Here is a 26,296-nt window from a genome sequence, read left to right on the forward strand (position 1 = left end):
ATGATCAAACGGCCCGGATTGCAGGGGCTGGGCCTTTGGCAGTGATGTGTTGGATATCTAACAGTTCCGTCAAAATCGGTTTTCGATTTGAGGGATCCGGAGAAGTTAGGTGCCAAGGATCAGGTTCGAGGTGGATAAGAATTCACCGCTGAGATTCAGTAAGCGTGGAAAGATGCTAAATCAGTTAAGGGACGCGAAGTTGTGGAGATAATTTCTTTTGCTCTGAGAGGAGCTGTGTGACTGATAGATCAGTCTTCACCATTATTTTCGATTTTTCTTTTCGCTGCTTTGACTTTTTCGTCCAGCTCCGATTCGATTTTATCCAATTCCTCTTGTTTGGATTGTATTCTCCTAGTGGATTGTAGGGCGATATTTTCGCCTCTTTTTCGAATTTTTTTAATTCTCTCGCGCTGGTTTGTTATCACTTGCCGGAGGCGAAGAGATACTTCTCTGAGAGTTGAGGTTTGTCCACTAAGTGCTTCGCCGGACGCTTCTAACTGGCGTAGTGCTTCTTCTTTTTGGCGAGCATACCTAGTTTCTCGTTTACTACGTTCGAGTTCCAGCTTGTCATTGAGGTCTCGAGAATGAAGAAGAGCCTGTTTGCGCGCTTCACTGAGAAGCTCTGGATGGTCTTCCAAAGACTCAACACGATCAAAGTGAATAACTTTGCCTTTGTCTATCGCTAGTACGTGAGTGCACATCTCCCGAATGAGACTATCTTTGTGGGTGGCGAGAACCAAAATGTCACTTCGCCCGATGGCGTCGATAAGCCGGGCGCGTCCCCGTTCCAGAAAACGTGCATCGCCGGCACCGATCCACTCGTCCATGAGGACGATATTGGCATGCATGGATGTAGTGATGGCAAAGCCCAACCGCGCCCGCATGCCGTCCGAATAGGTCGACATCGGCATGTCGGTAAACGCACCTAGGTCGGCGAAGTCGAGAATATCAGCCTTTTGGGCTTCAATCTCGGAACGGCTCATACCCATCATCATCCCGCGCCTGGTGATGTTTTCGCGCCCGGTGCTGCGCATATCAAACCCCAACGTGGTGCTCATCATCGAGGCTATGCGTCCTGTGACCTGAAGCGTACCACGCGTGGGTTCGAGCACACCAGAAATAACGCGGAGCAGGGTGGACTTGCCTGATCCGTTATGTCCGATGACGCCCACACGCATACCGGACTGGATCTTCAGATCGATGCCGTCCAGGGCGGTAGCGTGATAGCGGTTGCCCACTTTTTTGAACGCAGCGCCTGAGCTTGTGTCGTCTTTGTTGTCTTTCTGGGACCGGACGGATTCCTGGGCTGCTCTGACGGCACCCCGGTGGACCAGAAAATCAACACGGATCTTGGAAAGCAGGATTTCAGCGGTCTTGGACATCACAACCAGTAAGGAATTTTGGCGCGCGCGCGAATGAACACAATCAGGGCGACCAGTATGAGGCCGCAGGAGCAGCCTGCCGAGACATACCAGTTCAAGGTCTCCGGGACTTGGTTCAACAGCGGCGCACGGACGATTTCCAGATAATGGAAGAAGGGATTGTACTGAACGAAGGCGGCGCGGCGGCTTCCGGCTCTATCTTCAAGCAACCACAAAATGGGTGTGACTAGAAAAAACACGCGAAATGCATAACTCACCGGCGTTTCAAGATCCCGAAAGCGGATGGATAGGACCGAGATGAGCAGGACCACAAAAACGGCTGTGACGATGTAGAGAAGGATGCCGGGTACGGCAAGAAACATGGTCGGTGTAAACGGCAGGCCAAAATAGATCGCGACCGCAAGAAAGACGAAAAACACCATCACCAATTCGACGGTCTGTCGAAACACCAGTTTGAAGCTGAAATAGGAATAGGGCAGGTTCACATTCAGGATGTGCGCGGAGCTTCGGGTGAAGAGGCTCATGCCGTTCATGGTGGTGATGTGCATGAATTGCCAAGCGAGCATGCCCGACGCCAGATAGGGTACGTAATCGCCATACTCATACTGGCGGATGTAGGCGTAGACATAGCCCAGGGCCAAAACGAAAATCGCCATTCCCAAGGGGATCCAGAATACGCCAAAGAAGAACCGGCGGAATTCGCCCAGCATTTCCTGGAAGGTCAGGTGGATCCACATCGGCGCGAGTGCAAGTCCGCCGCCGAGGTCCGCAAATGCCTTGTGGATGCCCGAGCGCGCATTGGTATAGACAGGCAGGTTCGGCCTAGTGTCAGAAGATGTGTTAGACGTTTCTGTCATCTAGAACAGATCCTCATAGGGGACCATCTCATACACATCGAGATGGCTGCCCGGTGTTGCGTTTCTAATCTCAACACCATTCATGCCGCACCACTGGCGCGAACAGGCATAGGATACCTCGGCATTGATGGGGCGGGGTTTCACGAACTTCTTATTCTGTGTTGTGTAGCGCGTATCGAAGTGGGTGGCGACACCAGCGTCGGCGGCCGACCAGGTGGAATCATTTCCACCCGCCCGCGACATCGAGAGTTTCTTCGCGCCGAGGCCATAGTTGTGATCCACTCCGATCAGATAGATCTCGCTACACCCCATCAGAGCCGCAATCTCAATGAGGCTGTAGGTGATGGTAAAGCCGTGATAGAGCATGCCTGGACTGTTCGAGAAGGCCGGGAAGGAAATTCCATCGGGGAAAACGCGCCCATTGCCGTACATGAGCGGAAAATAGCAGGCATTGGGGAGTTTGGCGTAGTCCACATAGTCGAAGGGCACGAATTTAGGGATCGAATCCGACAGGCCCTCCTCATATTCGCCGAAATACTCCTCGACCTGGAGGCGGTCTTCCATACCCCAATACGTGAACTCGAAACCCCATTTCTCGAAGCCGAGGAACACACGGTTGGACCCGAATGTGATCTCGTTTTTCAGGAGGCTCATATCGATCTTGTTGAGACTGGGGCCATTGCCCACCACGAAACAGCGCTCACCCTTATGGCGATCCACAAACTGTTCGAGCATGGGAAAGGGCTCAATCTCCACGCTCCATCTCGGCCCGCGATAGCAGATGGTCTCAAAGCCGAAATGTCGCAACTGCCGATAGAGCGGATAGGTGTGCGGCAGGTCGGGGGTCTTGACCTTCGCCATGAAACGCAGCGGTTTTAGGTCGGAGTGTAGCCAGATTTCTGCATCCCGGATCCGGCCGGACTGGATCATCTCCCGTATGAGGCGTGTGCCTTCACTCGCGGGCAGATCTGGGCTTTCTGCCTCGATGATCTGAACAATCCGTGGATCATTGCCATACTGTTTGACAATCTTGTTGATGTCGCGCGTATGAACGAGCAGCAGGATAGGACCGCGATCAGAAAATTCGGCCTGGTCAAGTGCAGGCAGGTCGCGCTCGGACAGACCGACGAGCGTCATCTGACCCTGCGCCAACTCCTCGGTCATGCCATTTCAGCCTTTTTCTTGCCGGCAGCGGTGTGGCGGATCACACCCATTCCGCGACCCATCAATTCGGCGCGCAATTCTGACCACAAACGGTTGGACATGTCATGGCCCCGGACTTCCGCCTGGGAACATCCCATCCATTCAGCCAGCAGCAGACCATCACGCAGTGAAAGGTCGGTCGCACCCGGGGTCTCGAGGGCCCAGTCCTTCACGTTGTCTACTGGACGCCAAGTCGGGGATTCTGGATCAATACGAACCAACCGATCCACGCCTTCATTCACCCCGCCGGCGGCAGGAACACAGGCGATGAAGCGGGCCTTGGGGGCGGCGTCCATCAGTTCGGCGACGGATGTCGCGGACAGGCGCGGTGAGCTGATGACCACATAATCCAGCTTGCCGGGTACGGTTTTCGAGCTTGTCGCCTTGAGGAAAGCTTCCGTCGCGATCCAGACATCACCTTTTTTAGCGCGCGGAAGGGTTGGGCCCGTATCACCTTGCTGGGTCAACAGCACTGCCTTCTGATCCGGGTGACCATGCTGGAGTTTGATCAGGGCGTCCTGGTCATCCGCGCGAACGACGGGCACCAGGCTGGAAGTCGTATAGCCCAAGCGGCGAAGGCTGTAATCGGCGGCGAGGGTGGCGTGCGTATCGAGCATCGCCAGAAGGAAGCGTGTGCCGGGAGGGCCAGATGGGCGCTGGATGGTCCAGCTGTCCAAGGTCTGTCCCTCAAAACCGGGAGTATGGCTGTACACGCCATCGACCGTCATTCCCGACGCTGTTAACGCATTCAGGAAGGCGCGGGCGACGGAAAGATCCGCATCGATGAGCAGATTGATCGGCTCGTCGGATGATGGATCCATCTTCAGGGCCATAAGGGCCTTGACGCTTTCCTGAACCGCCGGGTCAGAATCGCTGGCAGCGAGACGGTCAAATGGCCAGGCGGACACAGACAGTACATGATGCAGTTCGGCCGAGGCGCGCGCAGCGGTCATCGGCAGAAGCGCATTGTGCAGGGGTTTTTCCAAGTGAGACCGTTCGGCGGGGCTGGCGAGCAGTTCACCCACACGTTCCACAAGGGCATCCAGATCCGGAAAACGCAGAATTCCGGCGCGGCTCTGCGGGGCAGAGGCAGGGTCGGTCGAGAGCACGAGGCGGCCGTGCGCATTGGCAACGAGTATGGCACGTTCGAGGGTGCGAGTGAGGTCGGTCGTCTGGGACGTAAACGGCAAGATCGTGACCGCGGCCACGGCGTAGAATGTCGCGGGGTCCGGAACCGTCCCGGTGGGTTTCACATTCTCCGGCAAACTGATTTCACCATCTGCGAAACCTTTTGAGAGGCGATCTCCCACGGGGCCCAGTACGCGGATCGTTGATGACAGTTTGGCAGCCTGGCATGCTTCGGCCAGAGCAATGATGGCCATATCAGCTCCATCGAACCATTCTGTCGACGGAATAACCAGGTCGGTGGCACCGGGCGGGGCTGGCGTGATATGTCCGAGGGCATCGGCGACAAGTGGTAGATGAATTCCGGTATGATGCGGCGCCCAAACCGGAAGCGTAGCCAGGTCGGCGGCGTCCGCGTTGATCACATACTCTGCATCAGAAATCCGGGCATCGTCCTCGACGGGTTCGAAGACATAAGCGATGCGTTTGGCACCGCTTTGAGCGTCGGCGAGGATCGCGCTGAGGCCTTCGCCAAAGGCGATTATGGCGGATTGGGGCCGTTGTGTCTGAACGGTCTTTAGGGCGGACCGAACAGTTTTCGACACCAACTGTCCCTTGGGCAGGCGTTCTCCGCCACGCACAGGTTTGGTGTAATCGGCCATCACCACCTCATCCACGAGACGGACTAATCCAGCCTCGTGTGGTGCAGATTCGACGGCATTTGCACGCAAGACCAAAGCAATGTGGGACCCTTGCGCCTTCAGCGCGGCAACCAGGCTCAGGAAGTTTGGCCGGGTGAGGGCGCCCACCTTGATATCATCTAGGTCAGCGACAATGGTCGAGATCCGACCCTTGGCATCTCGAGCCCGTGCTCGCCGTTCCTTGATCCAGTTGACGGACGTATCTTCAGCGGGCTTGAGGAAAGTATTAATACGGTCGACGGCCTTGCCGCGGGCGGTGAAAATGAGTTCGACCGGCAAATCGACAAGGTCCTCATCCACAAAACGGCCAGAGACTTCAAACCCGGCATTGCTTTGCTGATACTCCGGATACTTCTTGTGGACGTCCGGGCGGGCCAGGTTCAGCTGACCGGGAACCAGAAGGGTTTCGCCGATCTTGGCTTCCAGCCCGTCGGCCCTCTCACCGCCGATGCGCCAACCGTGGATTGAGACGACGCCCAACTCATCAACCGAGCATTCGCCGACACCAAAGCGGCGTTCATGCGCCTTGGGTGCGAACGTGTGACTGATACGGCTGAGGGCTTTTTTTCGACCCTCTGCTGAGCCCAGCCTCAGGACGCGGTTCTTCTGGCGCGCAGCAAAATTACGGGCCCGTGTCAGGGTCGAGGAAACGACGGAGGGTAGGACCTGGGCCGTGGCGCTGGAGCTCACAATGCTGCTAATGCGTTGGCTTTCTCCCGTTGTCCGGTTGTCCGGCAGGGTTTCTTCGCGCATGACGTTTTCGATGCGAACGGCTGCAGAGTCCATGCGGGCGAGTTCTTCAACATGGGCGCGCAAGTTCCGTTCGCCGCAATTCGGGTCCATGATGGCTTTTGCCAATTGGTCGCGCAGGGCGTCACGATCCCCATGGGGCGCGTAATAGGGGTGGTCTCCGCACGTTTCACGCACTACTGGCAGATCATATGCGACGACTTCGGTGTTGCAGTAGAGTGCTTCGATTGGCGGGTAGCCATATCCCTCGAACATGGACGGGAAGATCAGAATCCGCGCACGCAGCAATTCCTCGAATTTCTGACGATCATCCGGTTGGAAGACAAAGTCGAGGGTCAGGCCGCGGTCGGCGGCCATGGTGCGCAGATCAACGAGAAAGCTCTCCTCGATATCACCGGAGCCGGAGATAATGGTAAGGGCCCAGCCCGCCATTTCATCTGGAATGATTTCAAGGATCGATTTCATGCCCTTGTGCGGGTCGGACAGTCGCGAGATGATGACAGCGCGCTTTTCCTTCGGTCCGGCGACATCCCGGGCTTCATCAGCGGCGCCGGAATTGATCGGCGGGCTCCACACGGCAAAACGGGTGGTTTCCGGGGTCTCGACGTAGAATTCTCTCGCCCAGCGATCGCTCTCATGGGCACTGGAGAGCACGGTGCCGCCCACCTCGATAAGGCGCTTCCAGTGGTCCCAGTCGCTGATATCGCGTGTCTGAGGCGCCAGGGAGTTGAACCAGTTGCCAGATTCGAAATTGATGAGGAATAGTTGGGCGCCGGTCATCAGGGCGGTCATCCGGGCCGCATTATAATAGATCGGCGCATCCGACCGACCCGGAGTGGCGATCACGGCGTCGAATTTCTGACCGGTCAGATCTAGCAGGAAGTTAGGTGTGATGTGGGTCTGGATCTGAGGATGACCCGCATAGCGCTGCATTTCGTCGAAGAAGACGGGCAGGGCATTGGTCACATAGTGAACAGAGTGGCCACGAAGTGCGAGCGCTTCGGCGAGAAGCAGGGCATGATATCGGCCGCCAGAGAAAACCTTGGGGTTGTTCTGGCAAAAAATACAAACCCGGAGTGGCCGGTCTTCCATTTCAGATCCATCAGTTAGACAGGCGCCCAGATGTTGAGTGAGACAGCGCAGCAATATCCTGCGGCGCTTTGGGCGCCGCAGGACCTATCGGATGATCACGCGATCAGGTGACCGCGTATTCGGCTTGGCCGACAAGCATGTCGACAACGGCCATCAGCCACATCATGTGGACGCATTCCACGATGTTGTAGGCCTTGCTTTCAAACCAGAAATCGATGTCGGCTTCGGCGCGCAGCGGGTTGTCGGCGGCGGAACCCGTGAAGGAGACAACTTTGATACCGCGGCTCTTGGCGTATTTTGCAGCTGCAACAGCGTTCGGCGAACGACCGGACACAGAAATCAACACCAGAACGTCTTTATCGTCAGCATAGAACTCAACGGCTTTGGCCATCCAGTTTTCATAGCCAAAATCGTTGGAGAAACAGGTGATCAGATTGGCTTCGTTGAAGTCGACAGCGCGCACACGGCCCTGCTTGGTGAAGTCAACGGCACCATGGGACGAGATAGACGCAGATGCGCCATTGCCCGCAAACATGAGCTTGCCGCCGCGCTCGCGTACGTCCAGGCACAGCTGGTGGAAATCTTGCAGCTTCTCATAGATGGCTTCGTCAAAAGCAGTCGCTTTGTAACGTGCGAAGTAATCGTCAAGCCAGGCTTTATCGATGTTGGACATTTGAACCCCCTTTTATCGCCATAATGGCGTATATTCCTTCTCATAAATCGGCTTTGTCATGCAATACAAGGTATGATGTTGCGCCGATTTTCGGCGAATAACCCCGAACGATGACCGGGGTGTGACTTTTCGAAACTTTCTACAGGAAGCTACTCGTTATTCTAGCGTGTTGACTGCGTCTGCGCACGCGGTGTCCATGATGATGAGAGAGCGCTCATGTGTGCTGCACGCGCGTGCGAAAGGCGACGCGGCGCTGTCATTGTTTGCTCTCAGGGCTTCGGCGACCGGCCCCGCCTTACTCGCTCCACAGGCGACAATGAGTTGCCGGGAGCACCCCCACAAGACAGGAAAGGTGACGCTCAGGCGTTTTTGTCCGGCGGGATTCGTACCGGTGGTGGCCAGTGCGCTCGCGTCCAGTGCGGGGTCGCCGGGAAAAAGCGAGGCCACATGTCCGTCCGGACCCACACCGATCAAAGCGAGGTCGAAGGCCGCCGTCCCGCCATGTTCAGACAGGCAGGTGTCATAGTCCTTCGCCGCCACCTCCGGGTCGATTTCGCCTCGCATGCGAAAGACTTGTGCTCTGGCGCAGACATCCGGCATGTTGCGCAGGGCCGATCCGGCATTGCTGTCAGCGTCGTCGACATTGACGCAGCGTTCGTCAATCCAGAACAAGTCGAGGCGATCAGCTTGAGCCAAAAACTCTGGATTGGTGTTGAGACGCTGGAAGATTGCGGGCGGGGTGGATCCGCCGGACAGGGCGAGCTTGAAACGCCCCGGCGCTTGGTCTAGGGCGGTCGCAATAATTTCGGCGGCGGCATCCGCGACGCGGGCCGCGTCCGGACACTGGCGAGTCTCAGGCATGCGTCTACATCTCCAAGCGAGTTTGGATATGGCGCAAGATCCTCTCGGCGCTTGCGGTCGATGTCCGTCCTGCCTGAACACGCGCGCTCAATCCAGCGGGAATGGTCCATCTCCTGTCGAAAAATTGTGCAATGCCCGTGGCGAGGGCTTCCGCTGTGAGGGCGGAGAGGCTGTGACCGGCTTGATAATCCCGGATGAACTCCGAGCCGCCGCCCACGCCGTCAAAACCCAGAGAGGGTGTGCCAACCAGACCCGCCTCGATCTGGACGCGGGGATAGGCGTCTTCCCGCGAAGGGCAAGCGAGGAGGCTCGAACGCCGGAAGAGGGTCAGCGTATCGTGTCGTTCACCAGCATAGATCAGTCGACCCTGACACTCGCCCGAAGCGGTGTGCAGCCTATCCCGCCATTCCCCCGTCCCGAACCAGACGAAGTAGATGTCGGCGGGAAAGTCGTCTCGTGACAAGAGCTGGCGCGCAGCGTGATCAAACACGTCGACGCCTTTGCGAGGGCCCACTGTGCCCGCTCCACAAACAATACGCGCAGTGGGCGGCAGGCCGAGCGTGCCCAGAAGGAGCGGGGCCTGTGCGTCGAGTGTGTCCAAGTCTGGCATTTCGATGGCCGGAGGTTCAACTGCGACACGTTCTGGCTCAAGGGCGTGGCCCAGGGTGCTGGCAACATCCAAAAGGTCGGAGCGAGCGTGTTCGGACACGGCCAGAAAAGCGTCGCTGGCCGAAAGGAAGACGGTTTGACGTTCCCGGTCCAGGGCGCGGAGTGTCGGCGCCAGTTCGCGGACATGGGTCAGAACAGGGACGTTGAGGTCGAGTGCCGCAAGGACGTCACCGCAATGCGAGGTGTTTGCGTAAATTGCGTCCGGCTTCCACGCGGTCAGGTCGCCGGCGAGCGCCGAAACATGAGCGGCCTCATCGTCGGCGAGGCAGAAGGGGCGATCGGGATTACGCAGGCATTTGGCCGCGAGCAGAAGTGAGCTACGTCCGCTCTGGCCGGACAGGTCTTGGATCGAGAAATGAGGCTCTGACCGGAAAATCTCAGTCGGCGCGATGGCGGCATAGCGTTCGGCCAGGGGGCCGTCGCGTCGCAGGACGATACGCAAATCGATCCCCATCGCTGACCAGGCACGGCACAGCTGCAAGGCGCTGATCGGGGCTCCGGTTCGGTCTGCGGCATGGGAGATGACAAGCAGGCGCATCCATCAATCTCGCGACGCAAACAGCGATTTAAAATCGACGCGGTCGAAAACCTCCAGGGCGCCGCCGACACCGGCATTATAGACCTCGACGCCGCGATGGGAGAGGAAGTCATGAGCAACGGTCATGGCCTGCATCTGGAGCTGGGAATTGGGGACGCCGATCACATCGCCAATCTTGTAATAGTCCGGATTGAAATGCGCGCGCTGGACGACCGGATAGTTGTCCTCGGTGATTTCCAGTTTGCCGGGCGGGAAGTGTTCACTCAATTGTCCATAATCCAGATCTACGCCCAGGAGATAGATCGGGTTGGCGCCAAGATGGAAGGCGAGCTGCAGTGCAATATAAACGACGGACGAACCCAGATAGACTGTTTGCGCGAAATCCGGTGAGAATTGTATGCCGATCTCATTCCAGTAGGCCTCGTCCGCGAGGCGGCAGTTCATAAATGTCAGATCGGACCAGGGACGGGCGATGGCGTGCGCGTTGTAGAGAGCGGCGATTTTCTGTGGTCCCTGGATGTCGCGGATGTGAGGTCCGTGGATCTCTGTCTGCTCAATGTCTTCGAACAACAGATAATCGGTCGAGAAACCCCAGTCACCGAAGGATTTGTACAGTCCGTTCGTGCCGATGGTCAGTTCATCGCGCAGCGGCGAGAGGTCCATACGGCCCAAGCTGGGGCCATTGCCGATAATGAATGCTCGTTTTCCGGCAGCGCTGCCACGAAGGGAGGCAAGGCGAGCCTGGTCACCCAGGACTTTTCGCGGGCGAGGCCAAGGGAAGGCGGGGCTCAGGCCAATGCGATCGAAAAATCGTTTGCGCGCAGACAATAGTCGTGCATAGCCCAGCGCATACTTCCAGCGCGGAAAGCGTTTAGACCAAGCGATCATGACTGTCCAACCCAACCAACGGCGCCAGCATAGGTGTTGCCAGCACACAGGCAAGGCGTTATCGCTGCACGCGCTTTTTTACGCACAAGGGGGAACAGATGCGTATTGCCATGATACCGGCCCGGATGGGTAGCCAGCGCCTGAAGAAGAAGAATTTGCTGCCGTTGAATGGTATCCCCCTGATCCGCCGTGCCGTGCGTCGGTGCCACGCTGCCGGATGCTTCGATGCGATCTATGTGAACTCGGAAAATGAAGAGTTTGCTGCACATGCTGAAGCGGAGGGTGCAGTTTTCCACAAGCGTCCTGAGGCGCTGGGCAGCAATGATGCCACCAGCGAGGATTTTGTCGCCGAATTCCTTCGTGCGCATGACTGTGAACGCGTGTTTCAGGTCCACTCGATTGCTCCGCTTGCCAATGCCTCGGGTATTCGTGACTTCGTCGAATACGCTTCGTCCGGGTCTTTCGACACCGTGTTGAGCTGTGTGGAGGAGCAGATTGAGTGTGCGCTGGAGGGGAAGCCCGTGAATTTCACGTTTGATCAAAAAACCAATTCGCAGGAATTGCAGCCGGTCCAGCGCATCACCTGGAGCCTGTCGGCCTGGCAACGCGACGTTTATCTTGATGCTTATGAGAAGGGCACCTGCGCGACCTACGCTGGCAGGACCGGCTTCTATGCCTTGGACCGTTCTTCAGGTATTGTCATAAAACGGCAGGAAGATTTGGATATGGCTGAAGCGTTGCTGGGTTATCTCGGCGACGGGCCTGAATATGGTGGTCTGGCCGACTAGGCTGACTTCTCCGGTCTCGATAGGTGTCCGGAACTGATGTAAAGGGGGGGCGACAGGCAAAACCCGTCGCCAAGAGAGCATGGCAGACAAGCTTCGTATTGGTATTATCGGTTTTGGTAAAATGGGCCGGATCCGCAAGCGCACCATCGACGCCCGCGATGATGCCGTCGCTGTGGCGGCCTGTGATCCGTTTGCCGATATGTCTGATGTCACCGACATGGCAACCTATCGGGACTGGCGTGAACTTCTCGAGCACGATCTTGATGCGGTGGTGATCAGCTGTACGAATGACCTGATCCCGGACATCGCTGTTGCGGCCCTCAACAAGGGCTATCACGTGTTTGCCGAAAAGCCCCCGGGGCGCAATGTGGCAGACGTGAACCGTATTCGTGAGGCCGCGCTGAACCAGCCGGGCAAGAAGCTGAAATTTGGCTTCAATCACCGGTATCACGACTCTGTCGTTGACGCGAAAAACCTGGTGCAAAGCGGCCGCCTTGGCCGTGTACTCTGGATGCGCGGAGTGTATGGCAAGGCTGGTGGCCCGGGTTACGACAAGAACTGGCGCAATGACCCGACCAAGTCCGGCGGCGGTATTCTGCTCGACCAGGGCATTCACATGCTGGACCTGTTCCACAATTTCTGCGGCACGTTTGATGAGGTCAGCGGCTTTGTCGGTCGTCAGTTCTGGCAGGTTCCGGTGGAAGACAACGCCTTTGCCATGATGCGCAATCGCGATGGTCAGGTGGCTATGATCCACTCCTCGGCCACGCAATGGCGTCACACCTTCCGCCTCGAGATCTATCTCGAAAAAGGCTTCCTGCGTCTGGAGGGCATTCTCTCCTCGACCATGACCTACGGCAAGGAAAGCCTGGTCATTGCGCGCTGTCAGTATGATGCCGATGGGTATGCGATGCCGAACCCGGAAGAGACCATCACCTATTACGACACCGACCTGTCCTGGGAACGGGAAATGGATGAGTTCGTCACCTGTGTGAACGAGCGTCAGCCGGTCCGCATCGGTACGATTGATGATGCCATGGCCGCCATGGGCGCCGTCTACGCCATCTATGAATCGGATCCGAGCTGGGTTTCGCGCATGGCTCCGGTGGAGCTGCCGGCTCAATGAAAACGACCGTCATTCTGGACGAGCTGAGCCTCTCGGAAGTTCGTCCAGACCCGATCGCGCTGCAGTATTCACAATTGCGCCGGGACGAAGCGCTCAGCCTGCTGTCCGATACGTCAGTCCGCTGGCAGGGGCGCCCCATGCCGGTTCAGAATTGTGATCCTGTCTCGGTCTTCGAGCGGGACGGGCTGAGCTATCACCGGTGTGAGGCGACGGGGTCGCTGTTTGCCTCGCCCGTGCCCTGTCAGGACGCGCTGGACGAGTTGGCCCGGTCCGGTGCAGCCACCCGCCTGCGCCGTGACTATTTTGCTCAGCGCTTCTCCGAAAACCAGCGCGAAGCGATCCATGCGCCGCTCGTGCGCTGGATGGGGGATGCGCTCGACGAGCACGGGGTGAACGGTCCGATCGCTGTCGCCATGGTCGGCAGTGACAATACCGGCACGGCCCTGGCCCTACAGGACAAGCTGGCGCCGTCGCGGTTTGCGACCGTCGCTCGGATTTCCGGACAACCCGTGCCCAATGCGGATGTCTATACAGCCGAGGATGCGCCCAAGGAAGCCTTTGACTTGATTGTCGATTGTGGGTCCCTGGATCGGGTTGCTGACCCGCTTGCACGTGTCCAGCTGTGGTGGGACCTTCTCGCACCCGGCGGCTTCCTGGCATTCACGACCAACACGGCCAACGGTCTAGAGTATCAGCTCCTGGGTGGGGATGCGCCCAGTTTCGTGGCACTCGATCGGTTGACGCTGTTCACCATCCCGGCCATGCAGAGCATTCTGACGGATCAGGGTTTTGATGTTGAGGAAATGTCGACGCCGGGCCGTCTGGATGTGGAATTGATGGAAAATGTCCTCGCCGATTACAAAGGTGATGACCTGCATTTCTGGCAATTCCTGTTCAAGCATGGTTCGGAAGCCATGAAGGCCGACCTGCAAACCTTCCTTCAACGTCACAAACTCTCTTCCTTTGCCCGGGTTTTCGCTCGAAAACCCCGTTAAACCTGTTATCCAACAGCCTCGACATCACGGATAAGGCAATGACCAGTAAACCGAAAATTCTCATCGGCCCCTCCAGTTTCGGAGACGCCGATCCGGCTCCGCTCGACCTGCTTCGGGAGGCTGGCTACGAGATTGTGGACAATGATCTCAAGCGTCGCTTCACGCGCGAAGAATTGCTGGAGCGCCTGCCCGGCATTTCCGGTCTGATCGCCGGCTTGGAGCCGCTTGATCGTCCGGTTCTGGAGGCGTGCGAGCTCAAAGCCCTGTCCCGTGTGGGCTCCGGCATGGTGAATGTGGATCAGGATGCCGCCAAAGAGCTGGGTATCGCCGTGTCCAATACGCCGGACGGTCCGACCCTTGCTGTGGCCGAACTGACCGTAGGCAGCCTGATGAACCTGCTGCGCCAGACTTCGGCCATGGACCGCGCCATGCGGGCCGGCAAATGGGACAAGCGCATGGGTCGCCAGCTGCGTGACCTGACGATCACGATTGTCGGTTTTGGCCGTATCGGACGTCGCACGGGTGATCTGTTGATGGCGCTGGGCGCCAAGATCATCGCCGTGGATCCGATGTATCAAGGTGATGTCGAGGGTGTCGAGGGCATGAGCCTGCACGATGCCCTGAGCCAGTCCGATGCCGTCTCTCTGCACGCATCGGGTGAAACCGCCATCCTGGATGCGGACGCGTTCGCGGCCATGAAAGAGGGCATCTACATCCTCAACCCGGGTCGTGGTGGTCTGATCGACTATGATGCGCTGTATGCCGGTCTCGATGCGGGCAAGATTGCCGGCGTCTGGGCCGATGCGCATCCGCAAGAGCCGTATTCCGGTGACCTGCTCAAATACGACCAGGCTCTGCTGACACCTCATATCGGATCCTACGCCCTGGAAGGCCGGATCAAGATGGAGATGGATGCAGCTGAAAACCTGATCGCTGACATGAAGGCCGCAGGACTGTGACTCAAGCTCCGGCCAACGGAATGGAATTGGCTATGCAATTGCGTGCGGCGAGAGCCGCACGCACTGCACTGGTCGACGCCTTGCCGGGGCCGGATGATCTGGGCGAAGCCTATCGGCTGGCTTTCGACAGCCTGGACGATGCCCAGCCGGCGGCGTTCAAACTGGGTGGCACCAATGCGCGCACGCGTGCGGTATTTGGGGTGGAACGCCCCTATTTTGGTCCACTCAATGCGGATGAAGTGCATGAGAGCGGTGCCATCCTGCATCCCGAAGCCTTCATCAATCCGGTTGTGGAACCGGAAATCGTGATCTGTTTCAGCGGTGGCTGGGACGCCCGGACCGATCGGCGCGATCCTGCTGTTCTGGCTGCGGGTCTGGACTGGGTGGCGCTGGGGCTGGAAGTTCCGGACACGCCGTTGCCCAATCCCGCCGAAGCGGGCGTGGCCGCCTTGCTGACGGATCGATGCGCCGTGGGCAGCCTGGTCATCGGGGATCGCCTCTCGCCGGAACAGCTGCTTGACCTTGAACGGGGTCAGGTGCGCATGCGGCTGAGTGACGGCCGAGTCAGCGAGGCACAGGATGATTGCTCGCCAATCGGCGGTGTCCTGGCCAGTGTTGCGGATTGTCTCCAGGTCCTGGGTGAGTGTGGCCAGGTCCTGCCGGCGGGATGTCCGGTCGCGACGGGGGGGCTGGCGCCCGCCCTTCCGATCGACAAGGCCGACCGCGTCGTGGCCGAACTGGCCGGGCAGCGCGTGGATTTTTGTTTTCAGCCTGGCTAGTTCAGGCACTTGGGGGACGACATGATTGATATTCAGACGGAAATGCAGGCAGCCATCGATGCTGCCAAAGCTGCGGGCGAAGCCCTGTCCGGTCGTGGCGATGCGTTTACCGGTATTGCCGTCGAGGAAGGCCGCGATATCAAGCTGAAGGCCGACAAGGCGGCTGAGGCGATCATTATCGAGAAGTTGAACGCTCTGGCGCCGCGTCCGGTCCTCTCTGAAGAGACGGGGTGGACCGCGCAAGAGGAGGATCGGGTCTGGGTGGTCGATCCGCTGGACGGGTCTGCCAATTACAACAAGACCATCCCTTTGTGCTGTGTGTCGATCGCCCTGGTTCAGTCCGGCGAGCCGATCCTGGGTGTGATCTATGATTTCAACCATGATGACCTCTATACCGGTGCTGAAGGTCTCGGGGCCTTCCTCAATGGCGAGCCGATCAGTGTCTCGAAAACGCCGCAGACCACCAGTGCCATCCTGATGACGGGACTGGCCATCAATCGTGATTTCTCGCCGGAAGCGCTGGCGCGGTCCGCCGCGGATTTCGCGCGCTGGAAAAAGGTCCGCATGATCGGGTCTGCGGCGACTTCGATCTCCTATGTCGCTGCGGGCAAGGCGGATTGTTACTACGAAGAGAATATCATGTTTTGGGATGTCGCAGCCGGTGTCGCGATCACGCGCGCGGCCGGAGGTCGGGCCACCCTGTCGGACGGCCCGCTCGACGCCCCGAAAGTCGTGCGTGTTGATAACGGACTGCTGGATTGACCTGTCGGTCGGGTAATTTCAGTTTGATCGAAGTGAAGTGAGATCTCCGATGAGCCACACCATCATTCCCGTGATCATGTCCGGCGGTTCCGGGACCCGCCTCTGGCCGATTTCCCGCAAACAGAGCCCGAAGCAATTGCTGCCTCTGGTGACCGGTCGAACCATGCTTCAGGAAACAGCCAAACGCTGCGTGGGCGACACCTTCTTGCCTCCCATTCTGGTGGCCAATATGGCCCATCTGGACATGTTGGCTGCGCAGATGGCGGAGCTGGACGTGGATCCGATGGCCATCGTGCTTGAACCCATGGGGCGTAATACCGCTCCCGTCGCGGCCGTCGCGGCTGAAATCGCCCGGGAAGCGGGTCATGAGGATGCCAAACTCCTCCTTCTCCCGGCGGACCACCACATTCTCGACCTTGCGGCTTTCCAGGACGCCATTGTGCGGGCTTCCAGCCTTGCTGAGGACGGCAATATCGTCACGTTCGGCATCCAGCCAACCGCGCCGGAAACCGGTTATGGCTATATCCGTCGGGGTGCGGAAATGGGGGCCGGCTTCCATGTTGACGCCTTTGTCGAAAAACCGGACCTGGATACCGCCCAATCCTATCTCGATGCGGGCACCTATTACTGGAATGCCGGGATTTTCATGTTCCGGGCTGACACCATCCTTTCGGAAATGGATGCGCATTGTCCCGAGATCCTCAAGGGTTCGCTTGCGGCGGTGAAAGCAGCGGTACGTGCCGGAAATACGGTCTCTCTGGACGCGGCCGCGTTCGAGGCCTGCCCGTCTGACAGTTTCGACTATGCGGTCATGGAACACACGCAGAAGGCCGCGGTGGTTCCTGCGGATATCGGCTGGTCCGATGTGGGCTCCTGGGCTGCACTCTGGGAACTGGCCGAGAAGGATGATAACGGCAATGCGACGCTGGGTCTGACGACCACGATCGATTGCACTCGGGTCTATGCCCGGTCAGAAGGCCCCAAAGTCGCTGTTATCGGCGCTGAAGACCTGGTGGTTGTTGCGACCGGAGACTCTGTTCTCGTCTCTCATCGCGATGCCGTGCAGAAAGTCAAAGCTGTTGTTACGCATCTGAAGGATAGTGGCCGCACGGAATTTCTTTGATCGGCAGGTTTTGCGTAACCCCGTGAAACATGCCGTTAATTGAAACTTTGCACCGGCCCGCCTAACCAAGCCTTCAAGAGGTTAGCTCGGGAGATGGAGCATGTGCGGTATTGTCGGAGTCACTGGACGTGATGCAGCGGAGACGATCCTGGTCGAGGGTCTGAAACGTCTTGAGTATCGCGGATACGACTCGGCGGGGATCGCCCTGCTCACCGAAGGTCGTGTCGCACGTGTGCGGGCGGCGGGAAAGGTGGCAGCGCTGGAAGCGGCGATGCCGACCGGTGTAACCGGACGTCTGGGTATTGCTCATACCCGCTGGGCGACACATGGCAGTCCGACCGAGGCGAATGCCCATCCGCACCAGGCCGGCCGGGTCAGCCTTGTGCACAACGGCATTATCGAGAATTACAAGGATCTTCGCGCAGAGCTGGCGGCCAAGGGCCGTGTATTTACGAGCGAAACCGATACCGAAACCGTCGCGCACCTGCTGGATGATGCGCTGGAGGGCGGTGCTGATCCCGTCGCGGCCTTTCTCTCCGTTCTGGGCCGGTTGGAGGGGGCATTTGCGCTCGCGGCCATGATCAAGGGTGAAGCGGATCTGGTCCTGGGCGCCCGTCGTGGCGCGCCGCTCATTGCAGCCATGGGCGAGGGCGGGGGCTATCTGGCATCCGATATTATGGCCATTACGGGCGAGGCCCAGTCGGTAATCTATCTTGAAGAGGGCGATGCAGCGATTGTTCGTTCAACAGGGATTGACGTGTTCGATAGTTCGGGTGCCGCTGTCAAACGTCCGTTTGTCCCTGCGGCGCGCTCGGCCGTCCTGGCTGAGAAGGGCAATTACCGCCATTTCATGCAGAAGGAAATCTTCGAACAACCTGAAGTTGTCGGCCGAACGCTGACCGCCTATCTCGACGCGGTCACCGGGGCGGTGCGCCCGATGGACGGGATCGATTTTTCCGCCGCGACCCGCCTGTTGATCGTCGGGTGTGGAACGGCGTCCTACGCCGGGCAGGTCGCGGAATATTGGTTTGAAGGTCTGGCCGGACTTCCCGCGCAGGTCGATATCGCCTCGGAGTTTCGCTATCGCGACCCGGCTTTCATGCCGGGCGATATGGCCATCTTCATCTCACAATCGGGCGAAACCGCCGATACGCTGGAGGCCATGCGCCTGTGCAAGTCAGCCGGGGTGACGACGATTGCACTGGTGAATACACCGCACTCCACCATGGCGCGGGAGGCCGACCTTGTGGCACCGACATTGGCGGGTCCGGAAATCGGTGTGGCCTCGACCAAGGCCTTCACCTGTCAGCTGACCGCCTTGGCATCCCTGGCCGTGATGGCGGCAAGCCAGCGCGGGCGCGTGGATGAGGCCCGGCAGTCCCGTCTCGTAGAGGAATTGCTGCACCTGCCAGGACAAATGGCCCAGGCCCTGAAGATTGAAGGCCAGATCGATAGCATGGCCGCGGATCTCGCCCATGCTTCCATTGTTTTGTATCTGGGACGTCATGCCTTTTTCCCACTGGCCCTGGAGGGGGCTCTGAAGTTGAAGGAAATCAGCTATATCCACGCTGAAGGTTATGCTGCAGGCGAGCTGAAACACGGCCCAATCGCCCTGATTGAAGAGGGGGTGTCGGTGATCGTGATTGCCCCACATGACGAGCTTTTCGTGAAGACGCGCTCCTCCATCCAGGAAGTGAAGGCCCGAGGGGCCCAGGTAATTGCCATCACCGATGAGGCCGGGGCGGAGGCCTTGCATGACGAAGTGGAGGACATGTTACTCCAGCCGTCGGCTGGCCAGTTGGCCGCGCCCATTCTGTCGGCGGTCGCTGTGCAGCTGTTGGCCTATTATGTCGCCGTGCACAAGGGCACGGATGTCGACCAGCCCCGCAATCTCGCCAAATCGGTTACCGTGGAATAGCGAAATGTTTCGTGACTTTCCCCAATCCCGGGGCAGGTCTATTGGCGTCCGTAATCATTGAACTTTTGCCCGTTCGGGCCGTTAGATGGAAATCCGACCATGTCTCAGATGATCCCCTTTATCGACCTCAAGGCCCAACGGGCCCGTTTGAAGGACAAGCTGGATTCGGCTGTCATGAAAGTCCTGGACGAAGGGCGATACATTCTGGGGCCGGAGGTCGCCGAGCTTGAGGCCAAGCTGGCGGAATTCAATGGTGTGGGGCGCACTTTGAGCTGCGCCAATGGCACCGACGCCATCCTGATCCCGCTGATGGCCTGGGGCATTGGTCCCGGTGATGCGGTATTCGTGCCCAGCTTCACCTTCGCGTCGACCGCAGAAGTGGTGGTGCTCGCAGGCGCATCGCCCGTCTTTGTCGATATTGATGAAGCGACTTACAATATGGACCCGGAAAGTCTGTCAGCGGCCATCGAAGCGGTGAAGGCTGACGGAGACCTCTCGCCGAAAGCGATTATTGCGGTCGACCTCTTCGGTCAGCCGGCAGATTACCCGGCGCTGCGCACGATTGCCGATACGCATGGTTTGAAACTGGTATCTGACAGCGCCCAGGGTTTTGGCTGTACGCTGAATGGTCAGTCGCCGCTGCACTGGGCGGATGTCCAGACTGTCAGCTTCTATCCGGCCAAGCCGCTGGGCGCTTATGGGGATGGCGGGGCGCTCTTGTGCAAGGATGATGATTTCTACGATGTGATGAAATCCGTGCGTGTTCATGGCGAAGGCAAGGAGCGCTACGAGTACGCCCGTATCGGCCTCAATTCACGTCTCGACACGATCCAGGCGGCTATTTTGCTGGTCAAGCTAGAGGTGTTTGCCGAAGAAATCCGCCTGCGCCAGGGTGTTGCAGATGCCTATGCGGAACAATTGCCACCCCAGATCAAGACTCCGATGGTCATCAAGGGCGGACAGTCGACCTGGGCCCAGTACACTATCGAAGTGGAAGATCGTGATGCATTCCGGTCAGGCATGATGGAAAACAGCGTTCCGACAGCCGTTTATTACCCCATCCCCTTGCACCAGCACGTTCCTTACGCCAAATATCCGCTTGCCCCGCAGGGGTTGCGTGTGACGGAGGACGTGTGTCACCGCGTGGTGTCCTTACCCATGCATCCTGATCTAGATGCAGTGATGATCTCCAAAGTCTGCGAGAGTGTCACACGGGTTTTATCATCTTAGTGCAGACGTCCTTTAGCCTGCAGCATCTTACTGCAAAAAGGACATAAACTTCGCGAGTAAATGGTGACAATCCCCTTGTGCTTCGACATGTTCCGCCCGGGACGAACGGTGGTCACATACAACTGGGGTTTTGACCGTTCACAGTTCGGCAGGGGAAGACATGAGTAATATCCAGGAAACGGTTCGGGACTACGCCGAACGCTTCAAGTCTGGCTGGACGCGTGAGCGTCCGCTCTCGGCGCACCTGAAGGCGCTGGAAGCCGAAAGCATTCACATTATCCGCGAAGTGGCGGCCGAGTTTGAAAACCCTGTCATGCTGTACTCGATCGGCAAGGACAGTGCGGTCATGCTGCACTTGGCGCTGAAGGCGTTTTATCCGTCTCGCCCGCCTTTCCCGCTGCAGCATGTTGATACGACATTTAAATTCCGCGACATGATCACGTTCCGCGATGCCATTCGTGATGAGCTGGGCCTGGAAATGCGGGTAGAGATCAATGAGGATGGTGTCGCGCGAGGCATCAATCCGTTCGACAGCGGATCGCAATTGCACACCCAGGTCATGAAGACCGAAGCGCTGCGTAATGCGATGAACAAGCACAAATACGACGCCGCCTTCGGCGGTGCGCGTCGCGATGAAGAAAAATCCCGCGCGAAAGAGCGGATCTTCTCCTTCCGCGACACCAATCATGGCTGGGATCCGAAAAACCAGCGTCCCGAGCTCTGGGCGAACTACAACACGAAGATCAAGACGGGTGAATCCATCCGCGTCTTCCCGCTCTCCAACTGGACCGAGCTGGATATCTGGCAATACATCCTGGAAGAGCAGATTCCGATTGTTCCGCTCTATTATGCGGGTCACCGTCCGGTGGTCGAGCGAGATGGCCAGACCATCATGGTTGATGACGAACGTCTGCCGCTCAAAGAGGGCGAGACACCTGAGCTGAAAATGGTGCGTTTCCGGACGCTGGGTTGCTATCCGTTGACCGGTGCGATCGAGTCTAACGCCACCACACTGGAAGATATTGTTTTGGAAATGCTGACCGCCCGCACGTCCGAGCGGTCCGGCCGCCTGATCGACCATGATGAGGCGGGTTCCATGGAGAAGAAGAAGCGCGAGGGCTATTTCTAATGGATACCCAAGAAACACGCGATGATGTTCTTGACCGTTTGACCCATGCGGGTGGACGCGGTGTTCTGCGCTTTTTGACTTGTGGCTCTGTCGATGACGGCAAATCCACGCTGATCGGTCGTCTGCTGTACGATTCCAAACTGCTGTTTGAAGACCAGATTCATGTTCTGGAAAAAGACAGCCGCAAGCACGGCACCGCCGGCGACGAGATGGATTTCGCACTTCTGCTTGATGGCCTCGAGGCCGAACGCGAGCAGGGCATCACGATCGATGTGGCTTACCGTTTCTTCTCCACCGAGAAGCGTAAATTCGTCGTGGCCGATACACCGGGTCACGAGCAATACACACGCAATATGGCGACGGGTGCGTCCACTGCAGACGTGGCTGTGATGATGATCGATGCGCGCAAGGGCGTGCTCGTCCAGACTTTGCGCCATACCTACATTGCGCGCATGATGGGCATCCGCCACATCGTCCTGGCTGTTAACAAGATGGACTTGGTCGAACATTCGCGCGGCCGCTTCCACGAGATCGTGGCGGAATACCTCAAGTCCGCCGAAAGCCTGGGCTTTGAGACGATCACTCCGATTCCGATGTCGGCTCGTTTTGGCGATAATGTCACGAAGCGCTCCGAGGCGATGGAATGGCACGATGGCCCGACCCTGCTGGAGCATCTGGAAGATCTTGATATCGACAGTGATGTCGAGACTCAGCCATTCCGCATGCCTGTCCAGTGGGTGAACCGCCCGAACCTCAATTTCCGGGGGTATTCCGGCACGGTCGTGTCCGGCATGATCCGTCCGGGCGATCCGATCGTCGTGGCGACGTCGGGTGTGGCTGCCAATATCGAGCGCATTGTCACCGTGGATGGCGATCTGGATGTGGCCAAGGCCGGCGATGCCGTGACCCTCGTGCTCAATCACGAGATCGATATCTCCCGCGGGGATGTGATTTCTGCAGCCGATGCACGTCCGGAAGTGACCGACCAGTTTGCGGCCGAGGTGTTGTGGATGGTGGAAGAGGACCTGCTCCCGGGCCGCTCCTATCTGCTGAAAATCGGTACCGCTTCGACGCCAGCAACCGTGACCGCACTGAAGCACCGCGTTGACGTCAATACCTATGAGAAACAGCCGAGTCGGACACTGGAGATGAACGGTATCGGTTTCTGTAATCTGTCCACAGCGCGTCCGATCGCCTTTGATCCCTATCACGAAGTCCGAGACATGGGGTCGTTCATCCTGGTTGATCGCTTTACCAACCAGACGGTGGGTGCGGGCATGATCGAGTTTGGTCTGCGCCGAGCCTCCAACATTCATACGCATGCGATGGATGTGGCCAAAGCAGACCGGGCCAAGATCAAGGGCCAGAAGCCGGCTGTCCTGTGGTTCACGGGTCTGTCGGGTGCAGGCAAGTCGACCGTGGCCAATATCGTCGAACGCAAGCTGGCTGCTGCCGGTCACCACACCTATTCGCTGGATGGCGATAATGTGCGTCATGGCCTGAACCGCGACCTTGGTTTCACCGATGAAGACCGGGTTGAGAATATTCGCCGTATCGGTGAAGTCGGCAAGCTCTTCGTGGAGGCCGGCTTGCTTGTCACCTGTTCCTTCATCTCTCCTTTCCGCTCAGAGCGTCGCATGGTGCGCGAACTGGTGGATGAGGGCGAGTTCATCGAGGTTTTTGTCGACACGCCGCTGGAGGTTTGCATGCAGCGTGATCCGAAAGGCCTCTACAAGAAGGCCCAGGCGGGTGAGATCAAGAACTTCACCGGTTTTGACAGCCCTTATGAGGCACCTGAAAATCCGGAGATTCGTATCGACACCACGTCCATCTCTGCCGAGGAAGCCGCTGACCAGGTCATCGCGCATCTGCAACAGCAAGGCCTGCTGGGCTAGGACCTGATTGCTTCTCGAACACAAAAGGGCGCGACTGGATCTCCAGTCGCGCCCGTTTTGTTTGGTGATGCCCCTGTACAAGACCGGCGGGCGGCCGAGCCATCGACCTATAGGTTTGCCAGCAGAGGTGTTTTCATACGAAAGGGCCTGTGTCATTCCATCGAGCGAGTGATGGGGGCACGCACAAAGCTCTAGGCGATGACGTTATGGCCGTTTGCCCCAGGCCACAAAAGCGCCATTGAGGTAATCGGTGTCTTCCTTGGCATAGAGAAAGGCGTCGCCCTCCGGGGTCAGTACGGCACCGCCGGCCGCGTTGAGCACGGCATGGCCAGCGCCTGTATCCCATTCTTTGGTCGGGCCAAAGCGCGGATAGACATCCGCCGAACCGTCCGCCACCAGACAGAATTTGAGAGAGGATCCAGCGGAGACCTTCTCTGACACGCCAGCAGTATCGGCAAAGGCCATCGTCTTTTCGTCCGCATGAGAACGGCTCATCACGCCGGTGAGGGCACCGGGTTTGGGGTCACGGGTTGTAATCGGTTCCAGTTTGTCCTGTTCGACTGTGTCACCGGCCTTGAGCGGGCCCGCCCAAGCCTGGGTGCCCCCAACAAATATGCGATCCATGGCGGGGGCAAAGACACAGCCTGCTGTTGGCACGCGATCCTCGATCAGAGCGATGTTGACAGTGAATTCGCCATTCTTGTTGATGAATTCCTTGGTGCCGTCCACCGGGTCCACGAGGATGAAGGCGCTGCCAATCTCGGGACGGAAACCTGCGGCGAAGCTTTCCTCAGCCAGAACCGGAACGCCCGGCAGTAGAGCTTCCAACCGTTCCAGGATGATTTTCTCGGCAACTTCATCCGCATCAGTAACCGGGGACTTGTCATCCTTGCCCCGCGTTTCGAAGTCGGTCTGATAAATATCCATGATGGCCACACCAGCTTCACTGCAGATTTGCGCGAAAGCAAAGGCCAGCTTGTTTTTATCGTCGAACGTATACATGAGGTCCCCTAGTGGTCAGAGATGGATCAGCGTCAGGGCGATAAGGGCCCCGACCGCATAGGCGGTAAAAACCACCGCGCCAAGGCGCAGATAGTCGGTCAGGCGATATCGTCCGGGGGTCATGATCATGAGATGGGTCTGATACCCGAACGGAAGAAGAAAACTGGCGCTGGCGCCAAAGGCCGTGGCCAGAATAAAGGCCTCGGGGGCCTGGTCGAGCCGTATCGCGGTATCCATGGCGACCGGAAAGGCGGTGAGCGCCGCACTGGCATTTGAAAATAGCTCGGTCATCACCCAGGCAAAAAAGAAAATGGCGGCCAGGGCCACAAAGGGCGGGAAGCCAACCGTCAGATCGGCAATGGCGCCGGCTGCCAAACCGGCCAGACCGGATTGCTGAACCAGCAGGCTGAGCAGGATGGCGCCCCAGAGGATAATGACGAGGTCGAAGGGGAAGATACGCCGAGCTTCACGCGGAGACACCCAGTTCATGCCGATCACCAGGGTCGCAAGCCCCAAGGCTGTTGCAGCAAAGGGAATGACTTGGGACAGGGCCAGCGCGAGGAAGATGCTGAACGCACTTAGCAATAACCAGCTATCACGTGTGGGAAGCGTCACGGGATTGGGATTGTTGACATCGAGGATGTGTAGGTTCGCCCGCAGATTTTCCCGGTTGCGAAAGTCAGGGCCCGCCGCCAGGATCAATACATCTCCGCTGCGTAGACGAATATCGCCTAGCTTGCCCGACAAGCGCTCGTCCCCGCGACGCACAGCCAAAACAGATGCATCAAAGCGCGCGCGGAAATCGATCTCTCTGAGTGTCTTGCCATCCATTACAGAGTTGATCGCAATCACGGCGTGATAGATCTCGCCAGGTGCGTCAGACCGCGGTGACCCCTCGATGGTCAGGCCCTTGATGCCGCGCAATTCATCAATGTGATTGATATTGCCCACAAAAATCAGGCGGTCGTCTTGCTGAATATGTTGAACTGGCGAAACAGGCGTGATCACCCGGTCGCCGCGGATCAGCTCGGCCAGGAAGAAGCTGTCGAGATGGCGCAACTGGTTTTTGGCGACCGAACGTCCGATCAGCGGTGAGCCCTCGTCGATGCGCGCCTCAACGTAGAAAATCTCGTCCTCGGCCTCATCCTTCTTCTCGCGTGGCGTGAGCAGGAGAGGCGATACCAGGACCAATGTGAGATAGACGAGCACAACGACACACAGGCCCGGAAGCAGAAAGTCCAGCACGTTGAGGTTCACGCCGCGCGCTGCTGCTTCGCCCGTCACCATCAGGCTGGCCGAGGTGCCAAACGGTGTCAGCATGCCGCCTGCCAGTGACATGTAAGAGAGGGGCAGGAGCAGGCGGTGGGCCGACATGTTCGGGCGCCGGGAGGCCGGGCCCATGAGGGCTCCCACCACGGCTGTGTTGGGCGTGACTGCAGAGGCCAGGGCGGTCGATCCCAAAAAACGGATCAGGGTCAGTTTCGGACCGCGTTTCTTGCGTCCGAACAATACGGTTGAAATGCCGGGGAGTTTGGAGAGCGCCGCCGAGATGATCACCAACGCTGTCACCGCGATAATGGCTGGTGAGGTGATACGCGAAATCGCCGTGCCGAACTCAATCAGACCGGTCAGCAGAACAAAGGCGGTAAAGCTTGCGAAAATGCGTGCTGTAGGCCAGCGGCCTGATCCCAGGGCGGCCGCCAGAGCCAGGATCGAGACAAGGCTCAATCCCGTCGTCAGCCAGCCTGTATCCAGCCCGTCTGCTAGCATTTTGGCCGTCCCCCTCTGGCCCCGCGTCAGTGGTATCGCAAAACAGATGGATTCCAAGGCAAATCTGTTTAATTATGCAGC

Annotated in this window: 21 protein-coding genes; 11 read left to right on the plus strand and 10 right to left on the minus strand. The window is 58.3% G+C overall.

Annotated features, from left to right (window positions below; all coding sequences use genetic code 11):
- Window positions 1-248: 248 nt before the first annotated feature.
- The 8 genes from RMQ97_RS03305 to RMQ97_RS03340 all read right to left on the minus strand — a co-directional run bounded on the left by RMQ97_RS03305 (window position 249) and on the right by RMQ97_RS03340 (window position 10,739).
- Entirely contained in the window at window positions 249-1,382 is a 1,134-nt protein-coding gene (locus RMQ97_RS03305; RefSeq protein WP_413659406.1) for an ATP-binding cassette domain-containing protein, read from the minus strand.
- Window positions 1,382-2,239 (minus strand): ABC transporter permease, encoded by an 858-nt coding sequence (locus RMQ97_RS03310; RefSeq protein WP_413659407.1) that lies wholly within the window; start codon window positions 2,237-2,239, stop codon window positions 1,382-1,384. Before RMQ97_RS03310 ends, RMQ97_RS03305 begins: the two co-directional genes overlap by 1 nt.
- Window positions 2,240-3,403, minus strand: a complete 1,164-nt coding sequence (locus tag RMQ97_RS03315; protein WP_413659408.1) for a 6-hydroxymethylpterin diphosphokinase MptE-like protein — start codon at window positions 3,401-3,403, stop codon at window positions 2,240-2,242.
- On the minus strand, window positions 3,400-7,110 hold the full coding sequence (locus RMQ97_RS03320; protein WP_413659409.1) for a glycosyltransferase: 3,711 nt from the start codon (window positions 7,108-7,110) through the stop codon (window positions 3,400-3,402). The genes RMQ97_RS03315 and RMQ97_RS03320 overlap by 4 nt, the downstream gene beginning before the upstream one ends.
- A 103-nt stretch (window positions 7,111-7,213) precedes the next feature.
- Complete coding sequence (locus RMQ97_RS03325) at window positions 7,214-7,783, minus strand: SIS domain-containing protein (protein ID WP_413659410.1); 570 nt, start codon at window positions 7,781-7,783, stop codon at window positions 7,214-7,216.
- A gap of 156 nt (window positions 7,784-7,939) precedes the next feature.
- Window positions 7,940-8,644, minus strand: a complete 705-nt coding sequence (gene pgl, locus RMQ97_RS03330; RefSeq protein ID WP_413659411.1) for a 6-phosphogluconolactonase — start codon at window positions 8,642-8,644, stop codon at window positions 7,940-7,942.
- 4 nt (window positions 8,645-8,648) lie between these two features.
- On the minus strand, window positions 8,649-9,851 hold the full coding sequence (locus tag RMQ97_RS03335; RefSeq protein ID WP_413659412.1) for a glycosyltransferase family 4 protein: 1,203 nt from the start codon (window positions 9,849-9,851) through the stop codon (window positions 8,649-8,651).
- A 3-nt stretch (window positions 9,852-9,854) separates the two neighbouring features.
- A complete protein-coding gene (locus tag RMQ97_RS03340) occupies window positions 9,855-10,739 on the minus strand; it encodes a 6-hydroxymethylpterin diphosphokinase MptE-like protein (RefSeq protein WP_413659413.1) in 885 nt (294 codons plus the stop codon).
- 98 nt (window positions 10,740-10,837) lie between these two features.
- On the opposite strand from RMQ97_RS03340, the gene RMQ97_RS03345 reads away from it, so the two are divergent.
- From RMQ97_RS03345 to cysN, 11 genes are all read left to right on the plus strand, one after another.
- Entirely contained in the window at window positions 10,838-11,527 is a 690-nt protein-coding gene (locus tag RMQ97_RS03345) for a cytidylyltransferase domain-containing protein (RefSeq protein WP_413659414.1), read from the plus strand.
- A gap of 79 nt (window positions 11,528-11,606) precedes the next feature.
- Complete coding sequence (locus RMQ97_RS03350) at window positions 11,607-12,653, plus strand: Gfo/Idh/MocA family protein (protein ID WP_413659415.1); 1,047 nt, start codon at window positions 11,607-11,609, stop codon at window positions 12,651-12,653.
- The gene (locus RMQ97_RS03355) at window positions 12,650-13,648 is read left to right on the plus strand and encodes a hypothetical protein (protein ID WP_413659416.1); all 999 of its coding nucleotides are present in this window, start codon (window positions 12,650-12,652) and stop codon (window positions 13,646-13,648) included. The genes RMQ97_RS03350 and RMQ97_RS03355 overlap by 4 nt, the downstream gene beginning before the upstream one ends.
- A 38-nt stretch (window positions 13,649-13,686) precedes the next feature.
- Complete coding sequence (locus tag RMQ97_RS03360) at window positions 13,687-14,607, plus strand: NAD(P)-dependent oxidoreductase (protein ID WP_413659417.1); 921 nt, start codon at window positions 13,687-13,689, stop codon at window positions 14,605-14,607.
- Between the two features lie 20 nt (window positions 14,608-14,627).
- Window positions 14,628-15,386 carry a hypothetical protein gene (locus RMQ97_RS03365; protein WP_413659418.1) on the plus strand — a complete coding sequence of 253 codons (759 nt, stop codon included), beginning with the start codon at window positions 14,628-14,630 and terminating at the stop codon, window positions 15,384-15,386.
- Window positions 15,387-15,407: 21 nt separating this feature from the next.
- A complete protein-coding gene (locus RMQ97_RS03370; protein ID WP_413659419.1) occupies window positions 15,408-16,148 on the plus strand; it encodes an inositol monophosphatase family protein in 741 nt (246 codons plus the stop codon).
- A gap of 49 nt (window positions 16,149-16,197) precedes the next feature.
- Entirely contained in the window at window positions 16,198-17,271 is a 1,074-nt protein-coding gene (locus tag RMQ97_RS03375; RefSeq protein WP_413659420.1) for a mannose-1-phosphate guanylyltransferase/mannose-6-phosphate isomerase, read from the plus strand.
- 100 nt (window positions 17,272-17,371) lie between these two features.
- Window positions 17,372-19,189, plus strand: a complete 1,818-nt coding sequence (gene glmS, locus RMQ97_RS03380) for a glutamine--fructose-6-phosphate transaminase (isomerizing) (RefSeq protein ID WP_413659421.1) — start codon at window positions 17,372-17,374, stop codon at window positions 19,187-19,189.
- A 99-nt stretch (window positions 19,190-19,288) separates the two neighbouring features.
- Window positions 19,289-20,419 (plus strand): DegT/DnrJ/EryC1/StrS family aminotransferase, encoded by a 1,131-nt coding sequence (locus RMQ97_RS03385; protein WP_413659422.1) that lies wholly within the window; start codon window positions 19,289-19,291, stop codon window positions 20,417-20,419.
- A 160-nt stretch (window positions 20,420-20,579) separates the two neighbouring features.
- Window positions 20,580-21,548, plus strand: coding sequence for a sulfate adenylyltransferase subunit CysD (gene cysD, locus RMQ97_RS03390; protein ID WP_413659423.1), 969 nt, complete (start codon window positions 20,580-20,582; stop codon window positions 21,546-21,548).
- Window positions 21,548-23,443: a sulfate adenylyltransferase subunit CysN gene (gene cysN / locus RMQ97_RS03395; protein WP_413659424.1), complete on the plus strand. Its 1,896-nt coding sequence runs from the start codon at window positions 21,548-21,550 to the stop codon at window positions 23,441-23,443. The genes cysD and cysN overlap by 1 nt, the downstream gene beginning before the upstream one ends.
- A gap of 204 nt (window positions 23,444-23,647) precedes the next feature.
- Here the strand turns inward: cysN and cysQ are convergent, their stop codons facing one another.
- Both cysQ and RMQ97_RS03405 read right to left on the minus strand, forming a co-directional pair.
- A complete protein-coding gene (cysQ, locus tag RMQ97_RS03400) occupies window positions 23,648-24,445 on the minus strand; it encodes a 3'(2'),5'-bisphosphate nucleotidase CysQ (protein ID WP_413659425.1) in 798 nt (265 codons plus the stop codon).
- Between the two features lie 15 nt (window positions 24,446-24,460).
- Window positions 24,461-26,215, minus strand: coding sequence for an SLC13 family permease (locus tag RMQ97_RS03405; RefSeq protein ID WP_413659426.1), 1,755 nt, complete (start codon window positions 26,213-26,215; stop codon window positions 24,461-24,463).
- Window positions 26,216-26,296: the final 81 nt, after the last annotated feature.

Source organism: Maricaulis sp. D1M11, from assembly GCF_047308265.1.
GTDB lineage: Bacteria > Pseudomonadota > Alphaproteobacteria > Caulobacterales > Maricaulaceae > Maricaulis.